Here is a 21,614-nt window from a genome sequence, read left to right as displayed (position 1 = left end):
GTGCGGATATGAACGAAAACGAAATGAACAGCGCGGCTTTCGGCGAAGAAGACTGCGTCAGCGAGGCGGAGAAGATATCCGCAGCCGACGAAAAGCTCCATTCGGATACCGTCAACGTGATAATACTTGCGATAGTCATTCTTTTCTTCGGCAGCATTTTCCTCGCCCTCACCAACTATCAGGATTTCACCGAGAAAAAACAGCTGACCGTCAAGAGCTTTCTTTCGGGACAGTACCTCTCGGAAGTCGAAAAGCGGTTCAACAGCTCGCTGCCGTTACAGGACTATATCCACAATGCGGATGTGTTCCTGTCCTCCTGCTTCGGCATGGGCAGCGACGGCGAATATATCGACATCGAGGGCAAGAAGGCTGCCGATGACCCCTACAGCATCGAGGACAACAATATGTTCGTTCCGATAACCGACTCCTACTCTCCCGACGCCGACCCCAACGAGCCCGACAGACCCTCTGACGGCGAGGGCGGCGGCGGCAAGGCAGAGACCACCGACGACGGCAAGAACAAGGAGCTTACGGGTATAACCATGTGGGTGACGACCACCGCCGATGACGACAGTCCGCAGGCAGGCTCCTCCACGACTACCAACAACAATCCTCCCGGAGCGACCACGACCACTACCGTTCCTCCTGAGTCTTCGCAGCCCTCAGAGACCGAGCCTTCGGATACCTCCCAGTCGGAGACCGAGCCGCCCGATACCGAGCCGCCCGAATCCGAACCCGATTCATCCTCCGACAACAGCGAAGAACCCACCGAAAGTACTGCCGATGAGTAACCGCAGTCCCTTCGCTTTCTCGGACGACAACAAGCGGTATCACAGCTACAGCTACTACCTGCGGCACAGGTTCGGACAGCGAGCCGAGCGCGTGTCGCTGGATATAGGCGCAGGCTGCCCCAACCGCTGCGGAGAATGCGGCAGCGGCGGCTGCATATTCTGTCCGTCGGGCAGGGAACCCCTCGGCAGGTTCACGGGGATAGCCCCCGATGAGCTGGCACGGCGCTTCGCCGAGGGCAGGGAAAAGGTCGCACGCAAGAACAAGAGCGGTCTTTACATCGCGTATTTTCAGTCGGGGAGCAATACCTTCGGCGACATCGGCGCGTTCCGTCAGGCTTTTGAAACGGCGCTGAGCTTTGAAGGGGTCGTGGGACTCAGCGTCGCGACCCGTCCCGACTGCCTTCCCGATGAAGCGGTGGATATGCTCGCGGAACTGTCGCAGAAGACCGAACTGACCGTTGAACTCGGTCTGCAAACCGTTCACGACAGCACAGCCGCCCTCTGCGGCCGCGGCCACAGCTTCGCGGCGTTCAGGGAAGGCTTCGGAAAGCTCAAAAGCCGCGGCATAAGAGTGGGCGTTCATATCATAAACGGTCTCCCCCGCGAGACCCCCGAGATGATGCTCGAAACCGCATCAACCCTCGCGGCTCTCCGCCCCGACATGGTGAAGATCCATATGCTCTACGTCGAAGAGGGAACGGCGATAGCCGAAATGTACCGCCGCCAAGAACTCAGACTCATGACCTGCGAAGAGTACGTCTCGGTCGTCTGCTCCCAGATAGAGCGGATGCCCCCCGAAACGGTCATAGCACGCCTTACAGGCGACGGCGACCGCTCAAAACTCCTCGCCCCCCTATGGAGCCGCGACAAGATACGCGTTCTCAACAGCATCGACAAACAACTCCTCTCCCGCGGCAGTTTCCAGGGTGCGGTGCTTTGACGGGGGGAGAGTGCTGTGAGTTATTTGGGGAAACCCTTTTAAAAAAGGGTTCTCCCCCAAACCCACTTCCTAAAATTTTTAAGCAAGTCAAGGGGGATTTGGGCAATATGACGGAAAATATGCAAGCATATGACGTGCAAAGGCGCGAGCCGGTGGTTGTGCGGTGTTGCCTTAATATGTTGTTTGATGGATGTGGTTTAAAAGATAGTCCCTTGACGTTTATAGAGGCGCATATCTGATTTTGGCAAGGGGAAGAACATTTTTTTAGCCGTGTATAGCTAAGGCGGGGGTCTCCCCAAATCAAAACCCGCACTCAACCCCCGGAGAGAAAGGGCAGGTAAGAATATGGTGCATTTTGTCGGAGCAGGCTGTGGAGCGGCTGACCTTATAACCCTGAGGGGGAAGGCGCTGCTGGAGGCTGCCGACCTTGTAATATATGCAGGCTCGCTGGTCAATCCCGAGCTTTTGCGGTACACGAAGGAGAGCTGTGAGGTATTTGACAGCTCGAAGATGACGCTTGAGGAAGTCATCGCGGAGCTTGCGCGGGCAGAGTCGTGCGGGCTGACGTCTGTGCGTCTGCACACGGGCGACCCCAGCATTTACGGAGCGATACGGGAGCAGATGGACGCGCTTGACAGGCTGGGCATCGGGTATGACGTATGTCCGGGGGTAAGTTCGTTCTGCGGAGCGGCGGCGGCTCTGAAAGCGGAGTACACGCTGCCTGCGGTGTCGCAGACGGTGATACTCACGAGGATGGAGGGCAGGACGGCTGTCCCCGAGCGTGAGAGCATAGAGAGTCTTGCGGCGCACGGAGCAACGATGGTGCTGTTTCTGAGCGCGTCGATGACGGGGGAGCTTTCAAGGCGGCTTATCGCGGGCGGCTACTCTGCCGAAACACCTGCGGCGATCGTCTACAAGGCGACGTGGGAGGACGAGAAGGTCTGCCGCTGCACGGTGGGAACGCTTGAAGAGACGGCGAAGGCGAACGGCATCACCAAGACCGCGCTCATCACGGTGGGCGGTTTCCTCGGGAACGAGTACGAGCTGTCAAAGCTGTACGACGCAGGCTTTTCGACGGAGTTTCGGGAGGCTAAGACATGACGGCGGCGGTCATTTCGCTGACGGAGCGCGGCAGACTGCTTTCGGAGCGCATAGCCGAGTCGGGCGTGTGCGAGTGCGGACGGTTCTGTTTTTTCAAGCACACCGACCCGAAGGCGGAGAGTTTTTCCGACATCGGGCAGCTGACGGAGCGCCTGTTCGGGGAGTATGACGCACTTATCTTCGTGTGTGCCTGCGGCATCGCGGTGAGGGCTATCGCGCCGCACATCCGTTCAAAGCTCACCGACCCTGCGGTGGTGGCGACAGACGACAGCGGACGTTTCGCGGTGCCGCTGCTTTCGGGGCATATCGGCGGTGCGAACGCACTTGCAAGGCGGCTTGCGGAGGTGACGGGCGCACAGGCGGCGGTGACGACCGCGACGGATTCGGGAGGACTGTTCTCGCCCGACTGTTTCGCGGCGGCGAACGGGCTGAACATCACCGACATGGCGGCGGCGAAGGAGATAGCGGCGGCAGTCCTCGACGGCGAGAAGATAGGGCTGATGACCGACTGCGAGTGCCTGAACATACCGCCCGAGATAACACGCGGAGCGGCGAGGTGCGGCATCTACATCGGCAGCGAGGACGTTCATCCGTTCGAGGTGACGCTTTCGCTGGTGCCGAAGGATCTGGTGCTGGGCATCGGGTGCAGGAAGGGCATATCAGCCGACAGCATCGCGGAGGCGGTGGAGTCGGCAGGCATCGACACGGCGCGGATATACACGGTGGCGAGCATCGACCGAAAGCTGGGCGAGCGCGGACTGACGGAGTTCTGCAAGCGGCTGGGGGTGCCTTTCGTGACCTTTTCGGCGGACGAGCTGAAAGCGGTAGGCGGCGATTTCGGGCATTCGGAGTTCGTCGAGAAGATAACGGGCGTAGACAACGTATGTGAGAGAAGTGCCGCGGCGGTGAGCGGCGGCGAGATAGTGATAAAAAAGACCGCATCCAACGGTGTCACGGCGGCTGCGGCGGTAAGAAAAACGGTTATTGACTTTGCAAAGGAGCAGCGGAGGTAGTATGACACGTTCATTTAACGGCAGTGTGGCGGACGGCAGAGTGCTGGTCACGGGAGACGATGCGCGGCACATAGCGCTCAGTCTGCGCATGAGGGTAGGCGAGAGCATCATCGTATGCAGGGAAGGCATCGACTATCTCTGCGAGCTGGAGAGCATCACGCCCGACGCGGTAGAGGGTCGGGTAGTATCCTCGCAGCCGTGCGAAGCCGAAGCGGACATACGGCTGCATCTTTTTCAAGCAGTACCTAAGGGTGAGAAAGCGGAGATAATCGTACAGAAGTCAGTAGAGCTGGGGGTATACGACATCACGTTCATGCTGACCGAGCGGTGTATCTCGCGGCCTGACGGCAAGAGTTTCGGGAAGAAGCTGAACCGATACAACCGCATAGCGCTGGAAGCGGCGAAGCAATCGGGGCGTGGGATAGTACCCGAGGTAAGGGGGCTTATCACGCTTGAGGAAGCGGCCGTAGAGGCGTCGAAGAGTGACACGGTAGTATGGTGTTATGAGAAAGGCGGAGCGAGTTTTGGTTCGCTTGGGCTGAAGAGTGGAACGGACATAGCGTTGCTTATCGGAAGTGAGGGTGGTTTCTCGGACGGAGAAGCTGAGAAGCTGATGGAGATGGGCATGAAGCCGATCGGCATGGGAAAGCGGATATTGCGATGTGAGACAGCGCCGCTTGCAGCAGCGAGTATAATCATGAATTTAACAGGAAATATGTAAAGTAAAGCAGCCCCGAGGAAACTCGGGGCAAATTTTATCCACGTCCTCGGAATAAGGTTTTGAACCAAACCGCACAAACGTCCCGCCCTCGCCAGAGACCAAAAAAGTTTAGGGGGGTCTCCCTCCCTCCTAAACTTTTTTCTGCCCTGGCGAGGACGGGACGTTTGTGAGTTATTGTTCGGATTGCGCTTCTCTTGCTTTCTTCGCCGCGCTCTTATTCGCATACATTATCTCATCCGCTCGGCGTACCGTATCATTCACGGTATTGTCCCTCTTACTGTCATATACCGCTATTCCTGCCGATACTCTTACCTCTTCCCACGGATTCTTCGCTGCTTCACATATCGCTCTCTTCTCAGCTTCAAATTCCTCTATCAGTTTGTCTCTGTTGCTGAAATCAATATTCTGTAATACTACCGCAAACTCGTCGCCGCCTATCCTGAATACGGGACTGTGCTGGAATATCCGACATATCAGCCTGCTCGCCGCTTTCAGATACTCGTCACCCTTCTCGTGCCCGTGTATGTCGTTCACCGATTTCAGACCGTCACAGTCCAGTATCCCTATCGCAAGCTCGATTATCTCGCCCTTCTCGATACGCTCCTGTATGTCATTGATGAAGTCCGCAAACGCACCCTTGTTGCGTACCGATGTCAGCGCGTCTACATAGACCTTCCTGTTCAGCGCCTTTACCATGCTCTCCTTCGCCATCGCTTTCCTCTCGGCTTTGATGCTCCTCAGGAGCAGTAACAGGATGACCAGCAGAACTGCCGAGATCACCGTCATCACGATCAGCATATTGTCCTTGATGATGTCGATGATGCCCGTTTTTACATCCTCGGCTGAATAGTAGGTCAGCGCTGTGTGGATGGTCGCGTCGGGGACGGCTACGGTTATCCTCGAAAGGATGGAGTAAAGGTCGGTGTCGCCCTTTCGCACGGCAAAGTAATAGTCCATGTTCACGCCCGTGTAGACCGTGGAAAGATGCAGCTTCTCACACTTCTTCGAGATGTTGCCGAAACGGTAGTTGCTGATGATGATGCAGTCCGCTTCCTTGTCCGCAACAGCTTCAAGGGCGGCGTCGGTGTTCTCATAGTACTTCATATCCCAGTCGGGGAAATTCTCTTTCAGGAACAGCACATAGTTCGTGTTGCCCTGATTGACCGCCGCCGTTACCCGCTTCTTCTGGAGAAAAGACTTCTTGTCGGAGGAACGCACTACCGCGTGCATCTCGGTGCTCATCATCGCGGGCGTGATGACAAGCCCCTCGGACTCGCTGTCGGAATAGGACATATTCGCAGGGAAAACGCAGTCTATCTCGCCCTTTTTCAGCGCCTCGATAGCCTCGCTGACCGTGGGATATGCCACAGGCTCGAACCTCAGCTGCGCGTTTTCGAGCGCCGTCGAAGCGCAGTCGAGGTAGTCCTTCAGAGCGCCCGTGAGTTCGCCCGTCCGCGGGTCTTTTGCGCAGAACGCAAGGTGGTTGTCCTGATAGCCCACGCGGATGGTGCTGTGAGCCGACAGCCATTCAAGCTCCCTGTCGGTGAGGAACAGCGCCGTCTCGGAATTCCGCAGGTATTTTTCATTCAGCTCCTGACTGAAAAACTTGTTCTCGTCCTGTATCCTGTTCATCGCGTAGTTGAGGTCGTTGAGCAGGTCGGAGCTTTTCTTGCTGACCGCGAAGAAGTAGTCGGAAGAGCCTATCTTCCACACGGGCACATACTTTTTCAGATTGGCATAAACGTCCATCGTGACGTAAGCGTCGATGCCGTTGCCGAGCATGGGCAGGGATTCCTCCGCGGCTCCGCTCATCTCGACTATCTCGGCGTCTATCCCGTGGGACGCTGTCCACTCCTTGAAGAGCGCACACTGTATGCTCTCCTTTGCGACGCCTATCTTCTTGCCGTTGAGAGAGGCGGTGTCGTCAGCCTGTATCTCCTTGTTGTCGGGCGCGACGAAGAGATAGTAGGTCTCCGTACCCATCGGCAGGGAAGCGTAAAGGATGTCCTTCGCACGCTCCTCCATGTAGGAGATGTTCCCCATCATATCTATCTCGCCGTTTTTGAGCATTTGCAGTAGTTCCGTCCAGCTGCCCTCCACGTACTCGTAGTTCCAGCCCGTGTAGGCGGCTATCTTCTGCTGATAATCGTATGTATAACCCGAATGTCTGCCGTTTTCATCGGTGATGAAGTAGGGCGCTTCGTGCCATCCGACGCGGACGGTCCTTCCTGTGGTCTGAGCCCTGACGGGAAGCTGCGGCATCAGCACTGTCATCATGACAAGGCATAGTAATACAGCCGTTATCCGCTTGAATATAGAATGCTCAGCGAGCTTTGTATACATACGGCAGCCCCTCCTGTTTTGTTCTGTGACAAATGTTTGGTAACGTGTGATGCTTTATCTGTAATTACGATTTCGTTTGTTTATTGTTCACACATTATTATAGCACAGTGACAGCAGTTAGTCAATACCGCAGAGCCGTATTTATTACAATTTGTGCCAAAAGATCCGATACCGTCAGATATTTCGGAATTGGGTAGGGGTCATGCCCTCATATCGGCTGAACAGCTTGCAGAAGTAGCTGCCGCTGCAGAATCCCACCGCGTCCGCGATATCCTCCACGGACATCTCTGTGGAAGTCAGCATCTCCTTTGCCGCCTGTATCCTGCGCTTTGCGATGTACTCCATCGGGCGCGAGTTCAGGTAGCGCTTGAAAAGCCTGCACAGCTGCTGTTTCGACAGCTCGGTCACTTCGCAGAGCTCCGCCATCGTTATCTTGTTCATGTAGCAGTTGTTGATGTGGTCGATGGCGGCGACTATGGCGCGGTTTGAAGTCCTGATGATCCTGCCCGAATTCATCTGACGGTAGAGCTCGATGAGAAAATTATACAAATATCCCGAAGCGCGCAGATTTCCGCCGATGCTGTCGCCGCGTATCGACTCGTGCATCCGCGAAAAGAAGTGTTCGAGGAGAGCAGTGTCCTTCAGCTCGATGACCGTGGGCTTGTCCAGCCCGATATAGGTCAGCAGGTCGCCGCAGGCGTAGCCGTCGGGCACGACCCAGTGAAGGTCCCATTCTTCGGCAGTGGGGTAGTACTCGTGGGGGTAGCCCGACGGCAGAAAAAACGCGGTATTCGGCGGTATCTCGATGCGGCTGCCGTCGATGCAGAGCACACCGTTCCCCTTCGTGCAGTAGAGTATCTGCGGATGGGTGAAGCCGCTGCCGCGGACGGTCCTCGGCTGGCAGACGTGCTTCCCGATGTTGTCGAGAAACAGCGGCAGACCCACCTCATTATTCTTGATAGGGTAATCACAGAAAAACATTTTTCTCATCTCCTCTGAAAATATATGATACTTTTGTTATAATTATATACTATCATGTATTGACTATCTTGTCAAGATGATTATAATAATAGTATCAGCAAAGTCCGCCGCCGCTTTGGGGCGGTGCGGATGTCAGGAAAGGAAGTTTGTATGAATATTTCACAGCTTGCAGGAAAAGGCTCGCCAAGAGCCGAAATGATATACCACGAGGACGCGAAGGCGCTGCACATCGGCACTCTGCCCGACCACGCGTACTTCATCCCCTTCGCGAAAGGGCAGGACGCTTTTGCGCTGCGTGAGACTTCGCAGCGTTTCGAGCTGCTGAACGGCGAGTGGGATTTCGCCTATTTCGACAGCATCATAGATATGCCCGACGACTTCATCGGGGCGGAGAGCGTCAGGATGCCCGTCCCCTCTAACTGGCAGCTCCACGGCTATGACATCCCCCAGTACACCAACGTCTGCTACCCCATCCCCTTCGACCCGCCCTATGTCCCCGATGATATCCCCGTGGGAGTCTACGGCAGGGACTACAGCTACTCCCCCGACGGTATGCGCAGGATACTCTGCTTTGAGGGTGTGGACAGCTGTCTCTACCTCTACGTCAACGGGCGTTTCGCAGGGTATTCGCAGGTGTCGCACCACACCTCGGAGTTCGACATCACCGACCTGCTCACCGAGGGCGTGAACCGCATCACCGCCGCCGTGCTGAAATGGTGCGACGGCACCTACCTCGAAGACCAGGACAAGTTCAGGATGTCGGGCATTTTCCGCGATGTGTATGTGCTGTCCCGACCCGAGAAGCGGCTCACCGATTACCGCGTCACCGCCGAGCCCGAGAGCGGCACTGACCGCGGCATACTGCGCGTTTCGGCAGAGGGCGCGTCGGCAAAGGTGCGCCTGTATGACGGCGAAAAGCTCATCTGCGAGGGTGAGGTCTCGGAAGAGAAGCCCTTTGAAGGCGCCGTCGCCGACGTTAAGCTCTGGTCTGCCGAGAGCCCGTATCTCTACCGCCTCGAACTGGAGACCGACAGCGAGCTCATCGGCGAGAGGGTCGGTTTCAGAAAGATCACTATAGAGGACGGCGTGCTGAAGCTCAACGGCAGGCATATCAAGCTCTTCGGCGTGAACCGCCACGACAGCTATCCCGACACGGGCTTTTACGCCGACCGCGATAAGATGCTCCGCGACCTGACCCTCATGAAACGCCACAATATCAACGCCGTCCGCACCTCTCACTACCCGAACGCCCCCGAATTCTACGCCATGTGCGACGAGCTGGGTCTGTACGTCATCGACGAAGCCGACCTTGAATCCCACGGCTGTGTCAACGTCTACAACGACCTGAAATGGTCATGGGAGAACGGCTACAACGGCATCGCCCTGCTGGCGAAAGACCCCCTGTTCAGAGAGGCGGTGCTGGACCGCGAGCGCCTGCTGGTGACCCGTGACGTCAACCGCCCGAGCGTCATCTTCTGGTCGCTGGGCAACGAGTCGGGCTGGGGCGAGAATCTCCGCGAGGGGGCAAAGCTCATCAAGTCCCTCGACAGCACGCGCCCAGTTCACTACGAAAGCACCCATAAGCTCGACGACACTTCCGACGACGTGCTGGACATGGTCTCGGAGATGTACACCGCGACCGACGGCGTGCGTTCCTATCTTGCCCGTGAGGACGAGAAGCGCCCCTTCGTGCTCTGCGAGTACTGCCACGCCATGGGCAACGGCCCCGGCGATCTGGAGGAATACCACGAGGTGTTCATGGAGAGCGACCGTCTCATCGGCGGTCTTGTCTGGGAGTGGGCCGACCACGCGGTGATACTCGGCAGCACCGAAGACGGGAAGCCGAAATACGGCTACGGCGGCGACAGCGGCGAACGCCACGACGACGGCAATTTCTGCATGGACGCCCTCTGCTATCCCGACAGGACGCCCCACACGGGTCTGCTCGAAGTCAAGCAGGTCTACCGCCCCGTGAGGGTCGGGCGCACCGCCCCCGACAGATTCGCGGTGAAGAGCCTGCTTAGGTTCATCGACGCTGGCGAGTATCTCGACTGCAAATGGGAGCTGACCTACGACGGCGGAAAAGCCGCCGAGGGAAGTTTCGGCTTCTCCGTCCCGCCCATGGGTTCTGCCGAGGTGGTCATCCCCGAAGCGGCGCAGACCTTCGGGCAGGACACCTACATCCGCTTCATCTTCACCGCGAAGAACGGCTACAGCGCGTTTGAGGACGGCGAAGAGGTCTGCTTTGACCAGATAAAGGTGTTCGCGGCGGAGAAAAAGCCGCTCCTGCCTGCGGTTGGTACGGCTCCCGCCGTCACCGAAACGCCTCTTGACTTCACCGTGACCGCAGGCGGCAGAAAGTACCTGTTCAACAGGCGGACAGCGCAGTTTGACGGCATTTTCGCAGGGGAGAAGGCTCTTCTCGCAAGACCGATGGAGTACAACTTCTTCCGCGCCCCCGTCGATAACGACGTGATGAAGAACGACTGGTACACGGCGCACCTGAACGGCTATATCATAAAAGTATATGAAACAGCAATCTCGCAGGAGAACGGCTGTGCGGTCATCCGCGCAAAGCAGGCTTTCGGCTGGAGCATACATCAGCCCTTCGCAAAGCTCGAAGCCGTTTACCGCATCGGCAGCGACGGAAAGCTCAACATAGAGTGCTCGGCGGAGTTCTCAAACAAGGTGGAGTTCCTGCCGAGGTTCGGTCTGCGGCTGTTCCTGCCGAAGGAGTTCGACAGCGTCGAGTACTTTGGCTTCGGAAAATATGAAAGCTACTGCGACAAGCACCACGCGTCCTACATCGGCAATTTCGCCTCGAAGGCGGCGGATATGCACGAGGACTACATCAGACCGCAGGAGAACGGCTCCCACTGGGGCTGCACGCGGATGTCCGTGACCGACGGCAGCGTTTCCCTCGGCTTTGCGGAGCCCGAAGGCTTCTCCTTCAGCGCGTCGGAATACACTCAGGAAGAGCTCGCCTCGAAACGCCACAATTTCGAGCTTGAAAAGTGCGGATACACCGTCATCTGCGCAGACTTCGCCATGGCAGGCGTCGGCTCTGCGGCGTGCGGACCGCAGCTCCCCGACAGATTCAGGCTGCCCCTCCCGAAGATCTCGGGCAGGATTAGGATAGAATGATCCACAAAAACCGAACTCCCCGAAGCCGTCACAGCTTTCGGGGAGTTGTTCTGTTATTCCGCGAATTTCTTTCCTGCGTCCCATGCGCCGCCGACAATGCCGCCTATCTCACGGTAGGCTCTCGCCGACGAGTCGAACATCAGGGGGTTCAGCTTGCCGAGGTCAACCTTGCCGTCGGTCAGCACGCTCTCATCGGCGGTCATGCCGACGATCTGCGCAACTACTCGGGTCTCGCCGTACTCTTCGATGATGTCCCTGACTTCGCATTCGAGCGCGACGGGCAGCTGGTCGATGACGGGCGCATTGACCTTCTCCGACTTCGTGACGGTGAACCCTGCCTTCTCAAACTTGTCGGGGACTTTCGCCTGCGATACCATGCCGACATAGTCGCACTCCGCAAGGAATTCCTTCGTGGCAAAGCTCACGGTCAGAGCCTTCGCCGCTTTAATGTTCTCCGTCGAAACGTGGCTCCCAAGACTGATGGAGATGAGGTCGCCGCCGACCTGCCCCGCCCACGCCGCATTCATGGCGTTGGGCTTGCCGTCCTTCCCGTACGTCGCAATAATAAACACAGGCAGCGGAGTAACAAACCCCTTCTCAAAACTCTTCTTCATATTACCAAGCTCCTTTGTTTGACTTTCTCGGGGGTAGTGAGTGCGGTATTGCTGGGGGAAACCCGCACTCACGACCCCTCATAAGTAGATTATAGCAGAACGGGGGCAGTGTGTCAATATGGGGGGAGTGGATGAGGGGGAGAAAATCTGACAACGTTGTCATTTTATGCGGTGCGGGCAGGATTGACAATCATGTGAAAAAGAGATATAATCAGAGTAAATACGCGGGCGGGGACGTTCGGCAGGATATGGGAGAGTAATATGAGATACGATTTTGACAAGGTAACGGAGCGCAGGGGGACTAACTCGGTCAAGTGGAGCGGCGGAGAGAATGAGCTGCCCATGTGGGTGGCGGACATGGATTTTCAGACCGCGCCTGCCATCGTTGACGCCATCATGAAGCGTGCGGAGCACGGCATTTTCGGGTATTCGGTGATACCCGACGAGTGGTACACGGCGTACATCGGCTGGTGGAAGACTCGTCACGGGGTGGAGTTCAGGAAGAGCGAGATGATGTTCAGCAGCGGCGTGGTACCGACCCTTGCCTGCTGCATCAAGGCGTTCACCGAGCCGAACGACAAGGTGCTGATACTGTCGCCCGTCTACTATGTTTTCTACAAGCTGATCGAGCAGAACGGGCGGAGGGTGCTGGACTGTCCGCTCAGCGAGACCGGCGGCGTCTACTCGATAGACCGTGAGCGGCTCGAAGCGGCGATGTCCGACCCCGACACGAAGCTCATGCTGCTGAGCGATCCGCACAATCCCGTCGGGAAGATATGGAGCAGGGAAGAGCTTGCGGAGATAGGCGAGCTTGCCGACAGGTACGGCGTTACGGTGGTCTCGGACGAGATACACTGCGACCTCACCGACCCCGACGTGAGCTACGTGCCCTACTACAGCGCGTCGGAGCTCTGCGCGGAGAACGGCATAGTGTGCGTTTCGCCGACCAAGACCTTCAACCTCGCGGGACTGCAAAGCTCGGCGGTCATCGTCAGGAACGAGGAACTGCGGAAAGCGGTGAGCAGGGCGCTGACCATCGACAACTGCGCTTACCCGAACGCGTTCGCGGTGCAGGCAGCCGTCGCGGCGTTTGAACAGGGCGGTGAATGGCTGGACGAGCTGAGGGAGTACATCTGCTCCAACAGGAATCTGGTGAGCGACTACCTGAGCCGCAACATCCCCGAGATAAAGCTGACCCCTTCCGCGGCGACCTATCTGCTGTGGCTCGATTGCAGGGAGCTGGGCGTCAGCTCGAAGAAACTGACTCAGCACATCCGCAGCAGCACGGGTCTGTACCTCACGGACGGCGGCCCCTTCGGTGGCGAGGGCTTCCTGCGCATGAATATCGCCTGCCCGAAAACGCTTCTCCGCGACGGTCTTGAACGGCTGAAAAAGGGCGTTGAGAGCATCCCTCGCCCGTGAAAAAATAACCGTCCGCTCATCTGCGTCGGTCAAGCATCTTGACTTTTGATAAACGTCCCTCTCCGAGGGCGTGATATGCTAAAACCCTTGAAAAACGGGGCTTGCAACGATGTTTAACACGATCGTTAAGCCCCGTTGACAGATTTCCTGCCTTAGTTGGTAGACTGTTTCGGGCAAAAATGGTATGATGAGACCATAGGATGAAACACCGAACCGAACAAGGAGGAATCGTTGATGAAAAGCAATTGTATCGCAGTTCAGAAAAGTACGGGCGCAGGAAAGGTCGGGCAGTTTTTTAAGAACGTCTCGCCCTTCAACACCCGCGATGAGATGCCGAAGATACAGTTCTTTATAAAGAAGCTGCTCGGCTATCTGCTTGCAAATCTCGGCAGTATGGTGCTCGGCACCGCCGTCATCGTGCTGATGCACTACCCGCTCGGGCTCGACCCCTTGAAGGGCGAAGCGTTCGGCGGCTATGCGGGACAGCTGTTCACGGCGCTGAACTATCTGCTGCCCTGCCTTCTTGTACTGCTCTACTGGCGGCTGTTCGAGAAGAAAAAGCTGTCGGAGATGTTCGTGAAAAAAGGCGTGGGCTGTTATCTGATCGGTCTGCTTATCGGCGCTGTCTTAGCCGCCGCCTGCATCGCCTCGGTGGTGCTCACAGGGACTGTCAGGGTGAACGGACTGACAGCACATCCCGACATCCTGTCTATCCTGCTGAGCGGGCTCATGTTCATCTTCCAGAGCGCTCACGAGGAACTCCTGTGCAGGGGAGTTGCCTTCTCAAGCCTGAAAAACAAGCTGGGCACTCCTGCGGCGTTTGCGGTCAGCACGGCGTTTTTCATGGTGCCGCACATCTCCTCGATGCAGTCGTCGGGTACGGCGGTCGAAGCGGTAGGTATGCTCAACAATCTGCTCATCTCTGCGATATTCCTGCTCGTCATGCTGCTGACCGACAGCATACTGGCGTCCTGCGGACTGCACTTCATCTGGAACTTCGCACTGGCGAACATCTTCGGGCTGACCGTCAGCGGTGCCGGGTCGCTTGAGTACACCTCTGTCATCAACGCCGAGAGCGTCGGCAGGAACGTGGTGAACGGCAGCTCTTTCGGCATCGAGGGAAGCATCGTCACGACCTTTTTCTATGCGGTATGCGCGGCTGTCCTGTTCGTGATACTGCGCAGGCGCTCCTCGGCGGAGACCGAAAGAAAATGTTGATTCGGGTCGGCTGTTGTGTTATAATATACATATAGGTGTATGTGATAGGAGGTTTATCATGGATTTCAACAATAAACTCTACGAGCTCCGCAAGCAGAAGGGGCTGTCGCAGGAAGAGCTTGCCAATCGGCTGAACGTTTCGAGACAGACTATCTCGAAATGGGAGATCGGCGACTCGACCCCCGACCTTGAAAAACTGGTAGCCATCAGCGACCTTTTCGGCATCTCCCTCGACGAGCTGGTGCTGAATAAGGCTCCCGAGCCCGAGCCTGCTGCTGCCGCTCCCACACAGACCGCAGGCGCGGCGATATACTCGGACATCAAGGAAAACATCGTCACTGAGGAGAACAGGAAAAAAGCCAAAAAAGGCATAAAAATAGCCGCCATAATCGCGGCGGTGGTGCTGGCGATAGACATCATCAGCTTTGCGGTATATGTTGCGGTCAACGGATTTCCGAAATAAAGGTTAAGGGGACAGGGGCGCATTCAACGTAAAGAAATGATCTGTACACTTCCCGATAAAAAAGTGACAGCAGCTGATGTTCGGCTGCTGTCACTTTTGCTATACTGTAGTTATAGATAATAGTTATGTGTAACTAACTGCCGTTTTTGTGCGATAGTTAGAATTTGCTAACCTCATAGACTTCGATCATTGACATTACCATTTTCAAGTGATATTATATTCTGTGGTTATATAATGCTAACCAAATGCTGCCGGAACAGCAGAAAAAATATCTGATAACGATCTATATTGCAGGACTTCTTCATCTCGAAGGTCGGCGTCGAGCCTGAAAAGGCAGGCGAGGCAAGCATGATGATAAGCTCGGTGCCCGATGAGGAAACGCCGAAAAACTCGTAAATTACGTGCTTTCACAGGAATAAAGGAGATTCGGAAAATGAAAGAGACAGCAGTTGAATTCAGGGACGTCGTAAAGACCTACGGCAAGGGCGAGGGCGCTCAGACGGCGGTCGATCATGTCAGCTTCACGATAGACAAGGGCGAGTTCGTGGTGATACTCGGTCAGTCGGGCGCGGGCAAATCCACCGTGCTGAATATGCTGGGCGGTATGGACGTGCCGACCTCGGGCAAGGTGATCGTGGACGGTCAGGAGATATCCTCGTTCAACGACAAGAAGCTGTCGCAGTACCGTGCAGACGTGATCGGCTTCATATTCCAGTTCTACAACCTCATCCCGGGGCTGACGGCTTACGAGAATGTGGCGCTGGTCAGGGACATAAAGAAGACCGCGCTCGACGCTGACGAAATGCTCGACCGCGTGGGGCTTTCTGACCAGAAGCACAAGTTCCCCGCGCAGATGTCGGGCGGTCAGCAGCAGAGAGTCTCCATCGCACGCGCCCTTGCGAAGGACCCGAAGATAATCTTAGGCGACGAGCCTACAGGTGCTCTGGATTCCGAGACGGGCAAGATCGTCATCGACCTGCTGCAAAGGCTCTCCACCGAGGGCGGCAACACCGTCATCCTCGTGACCCACAACGCCGACATCGCAAAGTGCGCCAACAAGGTCATCCACATGAAGAATGCAAAGATCAAGTCCATCAAAGTAAACGAGCACCCCCTCTCGGCGGACGAGATCGAGTGGTAAGGGGGCAGCGGTATGCTTAGGAAAAAAATGCTGCGCGATATCAAGGGCAATTTCGCGCAGTTCTTCTCGATATTCATTCTTGCGGCGGTGGCGATGTGGTGCCTCACGGGATTTCAGTCGGACGTTATCGGCGGACGGCGTGCCATGAGCAAGTTTGCCGAAAGCTCGAACTTCTCCGACGGCTGGATATACGGCAGCGGATTCGACAAAACGCAGGCTGACAAGGTCAAAGCCATTGACGGCATCAGCGACGTTCAGCTTCGCACGGAAGTCCTCGGCAAGGCGGACGAAAAATACAACACCGCCGAGATATGGTGCTATTTCCAGAACGACAATGTCGTCACGAAGCCCTACACGGTCAGCGGTGCTGACTTCGACCCCGAAGATACCGACGGCGTGTGGCTGTTCGAGGCTTTTGCGGACACATGGGGAATGCAGGTCGGCGACAAGTTCACCGTTCACGTTATGGGGCAGGATATCGAAAAGGAGATCAAGGGTCTGATCATGTCGCCCGAGCATATCTTCTCCTGCGCTTCAAGCGATACCGATACCGACTTCCACAACATCGGCTTTGCATACCTTTCGCAGAAAGTCCTGCCCGAAGAAATGCGTGTCAACAACGAGATAGTTTTCACCTGCGAGGGCAAGGCGCTGTCTTATGAAAGCAATATCGACAAAGCACTTGACGGCGAATATTCTTTCATCGCCGACCGCATAAGCATCGACGGCTACAAACGCCTTGTTGACGAGCTGAACCAGCATGACAGCTTTTCCTACATTTTCTCGTTCGTGTTCGTGGCGATAGCTCTGCTTGTCATCACCACGACGATGAAGCGTATGGTAGCGCAGCAGCGCACGCAGATCGGAACGCTCAACGCTCTCGGCATGAAGCGCAGCAGGATAATGACGCACTATCTGGGGTACAGCTTCATTCTCTCGGCGCTCGGCTGTCTGGCAGGTGCGGTGCTTGGCGTTTACACCTTCGGCAGAGTGATGATAGATATGTTCTCAAAGTTCTACCGCTGCCCTGACTGGAATGGCGGGGTCGGTTATCAGAGCGTCATCGTGGCGGTCATGATCGTGCTGATCTGCACGGGTGCGGCGTATCTCAGCTGCTATCAGATACTCAAGATCCACCCCTCCGAAGCGCTCCGCCCCGCAACGGCAAAGACCGCAAAGCCCTGCATTTTCGAGAAGCTGCCGTTCTGGGGCAGGCTGGGATTTACCTCGCGCTACAGCCTGCGTGACATTTCGCGCTCGAAGCTGCGTGCGGTCATGGGAATTTTCGGCACCTGCGTGGGCATGATGCTGATGACGCTTGGCCTCGGCGCTTTCGACACCCTCGGGTTCGTGCGAAGCTGGTATTTTGATGATATTCAGAATTACAGCAGTCAGGTGATCCTCACCGACAGCTGTTCGATCGAAGAAGCCGAAAGCCTCTCGGCGGATTACGACGGCGAGCTTGTCGGCATGGGGCTTATATCCATAGCTGCGAGCGACCACCCCGTTTCGGACGACATCATCAGCTGCAAGCTGTCCGTAACAGAGGGCAAGGGGCTGTTCTGCATCTCCGACACCGATCTGAACGTCAGCGCCCTGAAAGAGGGCACCGTCGCGGTCACGATGAAGCAGGCGGCAAAGCTGGGGCTGAAAACAGGCGACAGCGTCTTCTGGAAAACCACTGACGGCAGCAAATGGATAAAGAGCAAGATCGGGCTCATCTCGCGTCACCCGTCCATCACGGGTATCACCATACTCCGCAGCGATTACGAGCGCGAGGGCTTTGAGTTCAAGCCGCAGATGATGGTCACTAAGAAGGACTGCTCAGATGCAAAGAATCTGGACTGCGTATCGGCGGTACACAGCATGGACGACCTGAAAGCCGCCTTCGACAAGACGATGGAGGTCATGAACCTGCTGGTATACTTCATGGTATTCTTCTCGGCACTGCTGATAGTCATCGTGCTTTACAACTCGGGCAACCTCAGCTTCAACGAGCGCGAAAAGGAGTTTGCGACCCTGAAAGTCATGGGCTTCGGAAGCCCGAGAGTCCGCAGGCTCATCTCGGTGCAGAACCTCTGGCTGTCGCTGATCGGTGCGGTGTGCGGCATCCCGTTCGGCAGGAAGATATTGCAGGCGATGATGGATTCAAACGGCGACGCCATCGACTGGCCCTGCTTTATAAAGCCGCTTACCTTTGTCATCTCGGGGGCGTTTGTCATCGGCATTTCGGTGCTGGTGGGCTTCATGTTCTCGAAGCGCATCAAGCGCATCGACATGGTGGGCGTGCTGAAAGGTCTGGAATAAGTTGACAGACAAGACCGACCCGAAATGCTGAATTATCGGGTCGGTCTTTGCTGTTGTTATCGTACCTTTCTTGCTGCACGATGCATACGGCAGAAGCCGCGCTTTTCAAAATTCACACCTTACAAACCCGATCAATGCAGTTATCTATATTGTACAACATATCAAATGACTGAAAACTAACAGAATAATATGTGCAGGCGAGATTTTTTCAAAATCATATTGACGTTTAGACTTTAGTGTGATATAATACAGTTAGCAATAACTAACACAAATGGAAATGAAATTCAGGTAAAATGAAATATTGAAAAAGCATTCCGTCTCGGCGGCAGGCTCCCGAACCTGTTCAAGCTGTTCACCCGTTCAGGGGGACGCTGTGCTTTTTGTGATATGTCAGGTACTCGGTAAAGGCTTGACGGCATTGACAGGCGAGCAGATATTCAGGCACATTTTTGCAGGAGGAGAGTCGTGGGGGATAGCGTTTATGCTGTTATCTGTGGCTTGCGTGTGCGGCAGGGATAAGGAGGAACGACTGTAATGAAATACAGGCATTATAATATGACCGATCACGGCTTTGCAGGTCATCTGGTACAGCCCGACGCAGGTTCGGACAGAGCCGTTATCGTCATAATGGGCGGCGAAAAGAGTCTGCTTCCCGGTAGGATGATAGCCGAGCGTTTTGCAGATCTCGGCTTTGCGGGACTGTCGGTCTCGCTGTTCGGGGCGGAGGGTCTCCACGATTCTCCCGACCGCATTCCGCTGGAGATGTTCGGTGCGGCTATCGGCACACTGAGAGATATGGGCTTCAAAAGCATAAGCATTTACGGAATGTCGATGGGAACGGTCTTCGCTGTACTTGCGGCGGAGCATTTCGGTGGTATTGACAGCCTGGTTCTTTGTTCTCCGACTCACGTTCCGTTCGAGGGTACGCTTGCCGACAAAAAGACGATGACAGGACGTTCGGTCGCGACGTTCAACGGCGAGGATATCCCATACGTTACAGCCGATTTTTCATCGGGCGGCATGATGAGATATGTTTACGACGACGAGGAGGGGCGCAGGGTCACGAGGATGTGGTGTGCTTACCGTGACGCATACAGGGATAAACAGCGTGTGGAACAAGCCGCTCTGCATATCGAAAAGTCAGATGCAAGAGTGTTGATGATAGCGGGCGGTCACGATGAAGCGTGGTGGTCTGAATATTCTGTCAGATATATGAAAAAGCGGCTTGACAATGCAGCATATGAGAAAGACTGCAAGGCGCTGATCTTCCCGAAGGCGAGCCACCTTATAGGCGTAATGCCGAACAGAAAGCGCGAACGGCTGCTGTATGCGGCGGTACCGCTTATCGGGCTTGTCTACCGCAGCTTCCTGACCGACAGAGCGGTGTGCATGAGGGCATTCGAGCTGTCGGAGAGGGAGATAATAAGGTGGCTGAACGGCGAGCGAGGTGAGATATAATGCTTTTAACGATATTTTTAGCGATAGTATTCTGCGCAGCGATATCCCTGATGCTGCTTTCTGCGGTCGCTTTTATTCAGGATAAAAAGTTTTTCTCTTCGGCACCAAAGGAAGCGCAGGAGGTTATCAAGCCGAGAGAGACAGAGCTGTTCTACGGTGCGCGAGTTATCGGCTGGGCGCTGATGGCTTTCAGCTTTCTGATGATAGCAGGAGTAGGCGTTATCTCGATATGGGACGGATTTCGCAGCGGATTTACATTCGGGCAGTTCTTTCTGCGGTTCGTGCTGATATTTTCGATATACAAGATATATGACATGGTCTGCTTTGATTATTTTCTGCTTATGAGATACAGATTCTTTCAGCATTACTTTCCCGAAGTCGAAAGCGTGTATTCAAACAGAAAATACGGCTTCAATATCAGAAGTCAGCTGCTCAAGCTGCTGGTGATTTTTCCCGCAGCCTCCGCACTGGCGGCGTGGATATGCACTCTGTTTTAATGACATGGCGATAGACATCATCATCTTTGCGGTATATGTTGCGGTCAACGGATTTCCGAAATAAGGTCAGACAGTAAGGCACGGCAGAAAAACACATCTGCCGTGCCTTTTGGAATGGTATCTTAAATGCGTGAACCGATCGTCACCGAATATCTGTGACCACCCAGTCGTTTTCCTCGATGTCGTACTCGGCGTGACAGAACGGGCAGGCTTTGGCTTTGTGGGCGTCGAAGCTCGCACCGCAGGAGGGACAGCTGACCGCCCTGAACGAGAAACCCAGCTCGGTCGGCTTCTTTATCCGCTTGCGCATATTCATGCGTACCTTGTCCGTCCTGTCCTTTATCTTCCCGTTTTTGTAGTGGAGCGTGTCGAGATAGAGGGTGACATCCGCGTTGCAGACCTCGTCCTTTATCTTACAGCTGTTCACGCCGAAATTGTAGATGTCCGCTTCGATGATGTCCGCCAGCTTCTTCGGGCACTGACACTTGCAGCAGGTCAGCTCCCCGGCGTTCTTGCTGTAGACAGCCATTCTGAACAGCGAGATAGCCTTGTCGCGGAAATACTCGGTGGAGAACTCGGGGTCGTGACGCTTGATCTTGCTCAGATAATGCACCGACGACAGCGCCTGCGAACCGCCTCTCGCGGTCTTGCCCATCAGCGCGAACGTCTCGATCATCTTCTTGAACACGAACAGCGAGACGCCGATGACGCCGCCTGTAATGATCCCTGCGGCGATAGTTTCGGCAAGACTGTCCGAGCCGCTGATGAGAGCGTAGATGAGCATCGGGACGATGCCGACCGCCAGACATATCGCAAAGTCGCGCTTGTTCTTCGGCGAGTTGTCCTTCTTTCTTCCGATGAAAATGTTCATCACCTTCGGGAAAAGCTCGCTCATCAGGAACTGCGTGTCGCAGAATCTGCATCCGCTCTCAAGCTCGCCGAGGGTCGAGGGTGCGCCGCAGTGGGGACAGCACAGCGCCATGTCGGCACTGGGTCGTGTCTCCCCTTTCAGATCCTGTATCACGGCGGTGATGCCGAGCTTTTCGTCGAAGATGACCCCCTGCGACTTGTCGCTGATGCTCCTGTTGAGCTGGGCGTTTCCGCTGACGATGCTGTTCGAGAATATCCTGTCGCAGTAGGTCAGACCGCCCGTATCGCCGTACTTGCTCTGCACGGTGGTGAGACCGCATTTCATATCCAGGCCCAGCGACCTCAGCTTCTGCCGCTGCAATTCGAGAGTAAGGCGCATATCCTGACTCGCGAGCACGGGGATCTCTCCGCCGTTGTACCACTTCGACAGCTGACCTGCGAACTTGTTGTAGGGCTGTTTCAGATCGTGGTTTTCGGTGATCTTGAATCCGAGTATATCCATGTGTTGTCCCTCTTTTTCTGTGATGTACGGGCAGGGCATCCGCCTGCCTTGAATATTATACCATATGCTTCCAGAAAATTCAAGTGTT

Annotated in this window: 18 protein-coding genes; 14 read left to right on the top strand and 4 right to left on the bottom strand. The window is 55.6% G+C overall.

The window, feature by feature from the left end; all coding sequences use genetic code 11:
- Positions 1-8 precede the first annotated feature (8 nt).
- The 5 genes from BT142_RS04235 to BT142_RS04210 all read left to right on the top strand — a co-directional run bounded on the left by BT142_RS04235 (position 9) and on the right by BT142_RS04210 (position 4,566).
- Complete coding sequence (locus BT142_RS04235) at positions 9-791, top strand: prolipoprotein diacylglyceryl transferase (RefSeq protein ID WP_072416959.1); 783 nt, start codon at positions 9-11, stop codon at positions 789-791.
- A complete protein-coding gene (locus tag BT142_RS04230) occupies positions 784-1,731 on the top strand; it encodes a tRNA modification radical SAM protein MnmL/YtqA (RefSeq protein ID WP_072416958.1) in 948 nt (315 codons plus the stop codon). Before BT142_RS04235 ends, BT142_RS04230 begins: the two co-directional genes overlap by 8 nt.
- Before the next feature lie 345 nt (positions 1,732-2,076).
- Positions 2,077-2,832, top strand: a complete 756-nt coding sequence (cobM, locus tag BT142_RS04220; protein ID WP_072416956.1) for a precorrin-4 C(11)-methyltransferase — start codon at positions 2,077-2,079, stop codon at positions 2,830-2,832.
- A complete protein-coding gene (locus tag BT142_RS04215) occupies positions 2,829-3,845 on the top strand; it encodes a cobalt-precorrin 5A hydrolase (RefSeq protein ID WP_072416955.1) in 1,017 nt (338 codons plus the stop codon). Before cobM ends, BT142_RS04215 begins: the two co-directional genes overlap by 4 nt.
- A 1-nt stretch (position 3,846) precedes the next feature.
- Positions 3,847-4,566 (top strand): RsmE family RNA methyltransferase, encoded by a 720-nt coding sequence (locus BT142_RS04210; RefSeq protein WP_072416954.1) that lies wholly within the window; start codon positions 3,847-3,849, stop codon positions 4,564-4,566.
- Positions 4,567-4,737: 171 nt separating this feature from the next.
- Here the strand turns inward: BT142_RS04210 and BT142_RS04205 are convergent, their stop codons facing one another.
- Both BT142_RS04205 and BT142_RS04200 read right to left on the bottom strand, forming a co-directional pair.
- Positions 4,738-6,909: a transporter substrate-binding domain-containing diguanylate cyclase gene (locus BT142_RS04205; protein ID WP_072416953.1), complete on the bottom strand. Its 2,172-nt coding sequence runs from the start codon at positions 6,907-6,909 to the stop codon at positions 4,738-4,740.
- Positions 6,910-7,083: 174 nt separating this feature from the next.
- Positions 7,084-7,890, bottom strand: coding sequence for an AraC family transcriptional regulator (locus tag BT142_RS04200; RefSeq protein WP_072416952.1), 807 nt, complete (start codon positions 7,888-7,890; stop codon positions 7,084-7,086).
- A gap of 150 nt (positions 7,891-8,040) precedes the next feature.
- On the opposite strand from BT142_RS04200, the gene BT142_RS04195 reads away from it, so the two are divergent.
- The gene (locus tag BT142_RS04195) at positions 8,041-11,034 is read left to right on the top strand and encodes a glycoside hydrolase family 2 TIM barrel-domain containing protein (RefSeq protein WP_084659315.1); all 2,994 of its coding nucleotides are present in this window, start codon (positions 8,041-8,043) and stop codon (positions 11,032-11,034) included.
- A 53-nt stretch (positions 11,035-11,087) separates the two neighbouring features.
- On the opposite strand, the gene BT142_RS04190 is transcribed toward BT142_RS04195, so the two are convergent.
- Complete coding sequence (locus BT142_RS04190; RefSeq protein ID WP_072416951.1) at positions 11,088-11,648, bottom strand: flavin reductase family protein; 561 nt, start codon at positions 11,646-11,648, stop codon at positions 11,088-11,090.
- A gap of 261 nt (positions 11,649-11,909) precedes the next feature.
- On the opposite strand from BT142_RS04190, the gene BT142_RS04185 reads away from it, so the two are divergent.
- The 8 genes from BT142_RS04185 (at position 11,910) to BT142_RS04155 (ending at position 20,154) form a co-directional block, all read left to right on the top strand.
- Positions 11,910-13,070, top strand: coding sequence for a MalY/PatB family protein (locus BT142_RS04185; protein ID WP_072416950.1), 1,161 nt, complete (start codon positions 11,910-11,912; stop codon positions 13,068-13,070).
- 234 nt (positions 13,071-13,304) lie between these two features.
- Positions 13,305-14,288, top strand: a complete 984-nt coding sequence (locus tag BT142_RS04180; RefSeq protein WP_072416949.1) for a CPBP family intramembrane glutamic endopeptidase — start codon at positions 13,305-13,307, stop codon at positions 14,286-14,288.
- A gap of 58 nt (positions 14,289-14,346) precedes the next feature.
- A complete protein-coding gene (locus BT142_RS04175; protein ID WP_072416948.1) occupies positions 14,347-14,751 on the top strand; it encodes a helix-turn-helix domain-containing protein in 405 nt (134 codons plus the stop codon).
- A gap of 433 nt (positions 14,752-15,184) precedes the next feature.
- On the top strand, positions 15,185-15,892 hold the full coding sequence (locus BT142_RS04170; RefSeq protein WP_072416947.1) for an ABC transporter ATP-binding protein: 708 nt from the start codon (positions 15,185-15,187) through the stop codon (positions 15,890-15,892).
- Between the two features lie 12 nt (positions 15,893-15,904).
- Positions 15,905-18,199, top strand: a complete 2,295-nt coding sequence (locus BT142_RS04165) for an ABC transporter permease (protein WP_072416946.1) — start codon at positions 15,905-15,907, stop codon at positions 18,197-18,199.
- 301 nt (positions 18,200-18,500) lie between these two features.
- Complete coding sequence (locus BT142_RS18640) at positions 18,501-18,734, top strand: hypothetical protein (protein ID WP_139182173.1); 234 nt, start codon at positions 18,501-18,503, stop codon at positions 18,732-18,734.
- Positions 18,734-19,657, top strand: coding sequence for an acyl-CoA thioester hydrolase/BAAT C-terminal domain-containing protein (locus BT142_RS04160; RefSeq protein WP_072416945.1), 924 nt, complete (start codon positions 18,734-18,736; stop codon positions 19,655-19,657). Before BT142_RS18640 ends, BT142_RS04160 begins: the two co-directional genes overlap by 1 nt.
- On the top strand, positions 19,657-20,154 hold the full coding sequence (locus tag BT142_RS04155; RefSeq protein ID WP_072416944.1) for a hypothetical protein: 498 nt from the start codon (positions 19,657-19,659) through the stop codon (positions 20,152-20,154). The genes BT142_RS04160 and BT142_RS04155 overlap by 1 nt, the downstream gene beginning before the upstream one ends.
- Positions 20,155-20,296: 142 nt before the next feature.
- On the opposite strand, the gene BT142_RS04150 is transcribed toward BT142_RS04155, so the two are convergent.
- Complete coding sequence (locus BT142_RS04150) at positions 20,297-21,526, bottom strand: hypothetical protein (RefSeq protein WP_072416943.1); 1,230 nt, start codon at positions 21,524-21,526, stop codon at positions 20,297-20,299.
- Positions 21,527-21,614: the final 88 nt, after the last annotated feature.

The sequence above is a fragment of the Ruminococcus sp. YE71 genome (assembly GCF_900119155.1).
GTDB lineage: Bacteria > Bacillota > Clostridia > Oscillospirales > Ruminococcaceae > YE71.
This window is presented reverse-complemented; position numbering and strand designations above follow the sequence as displayed.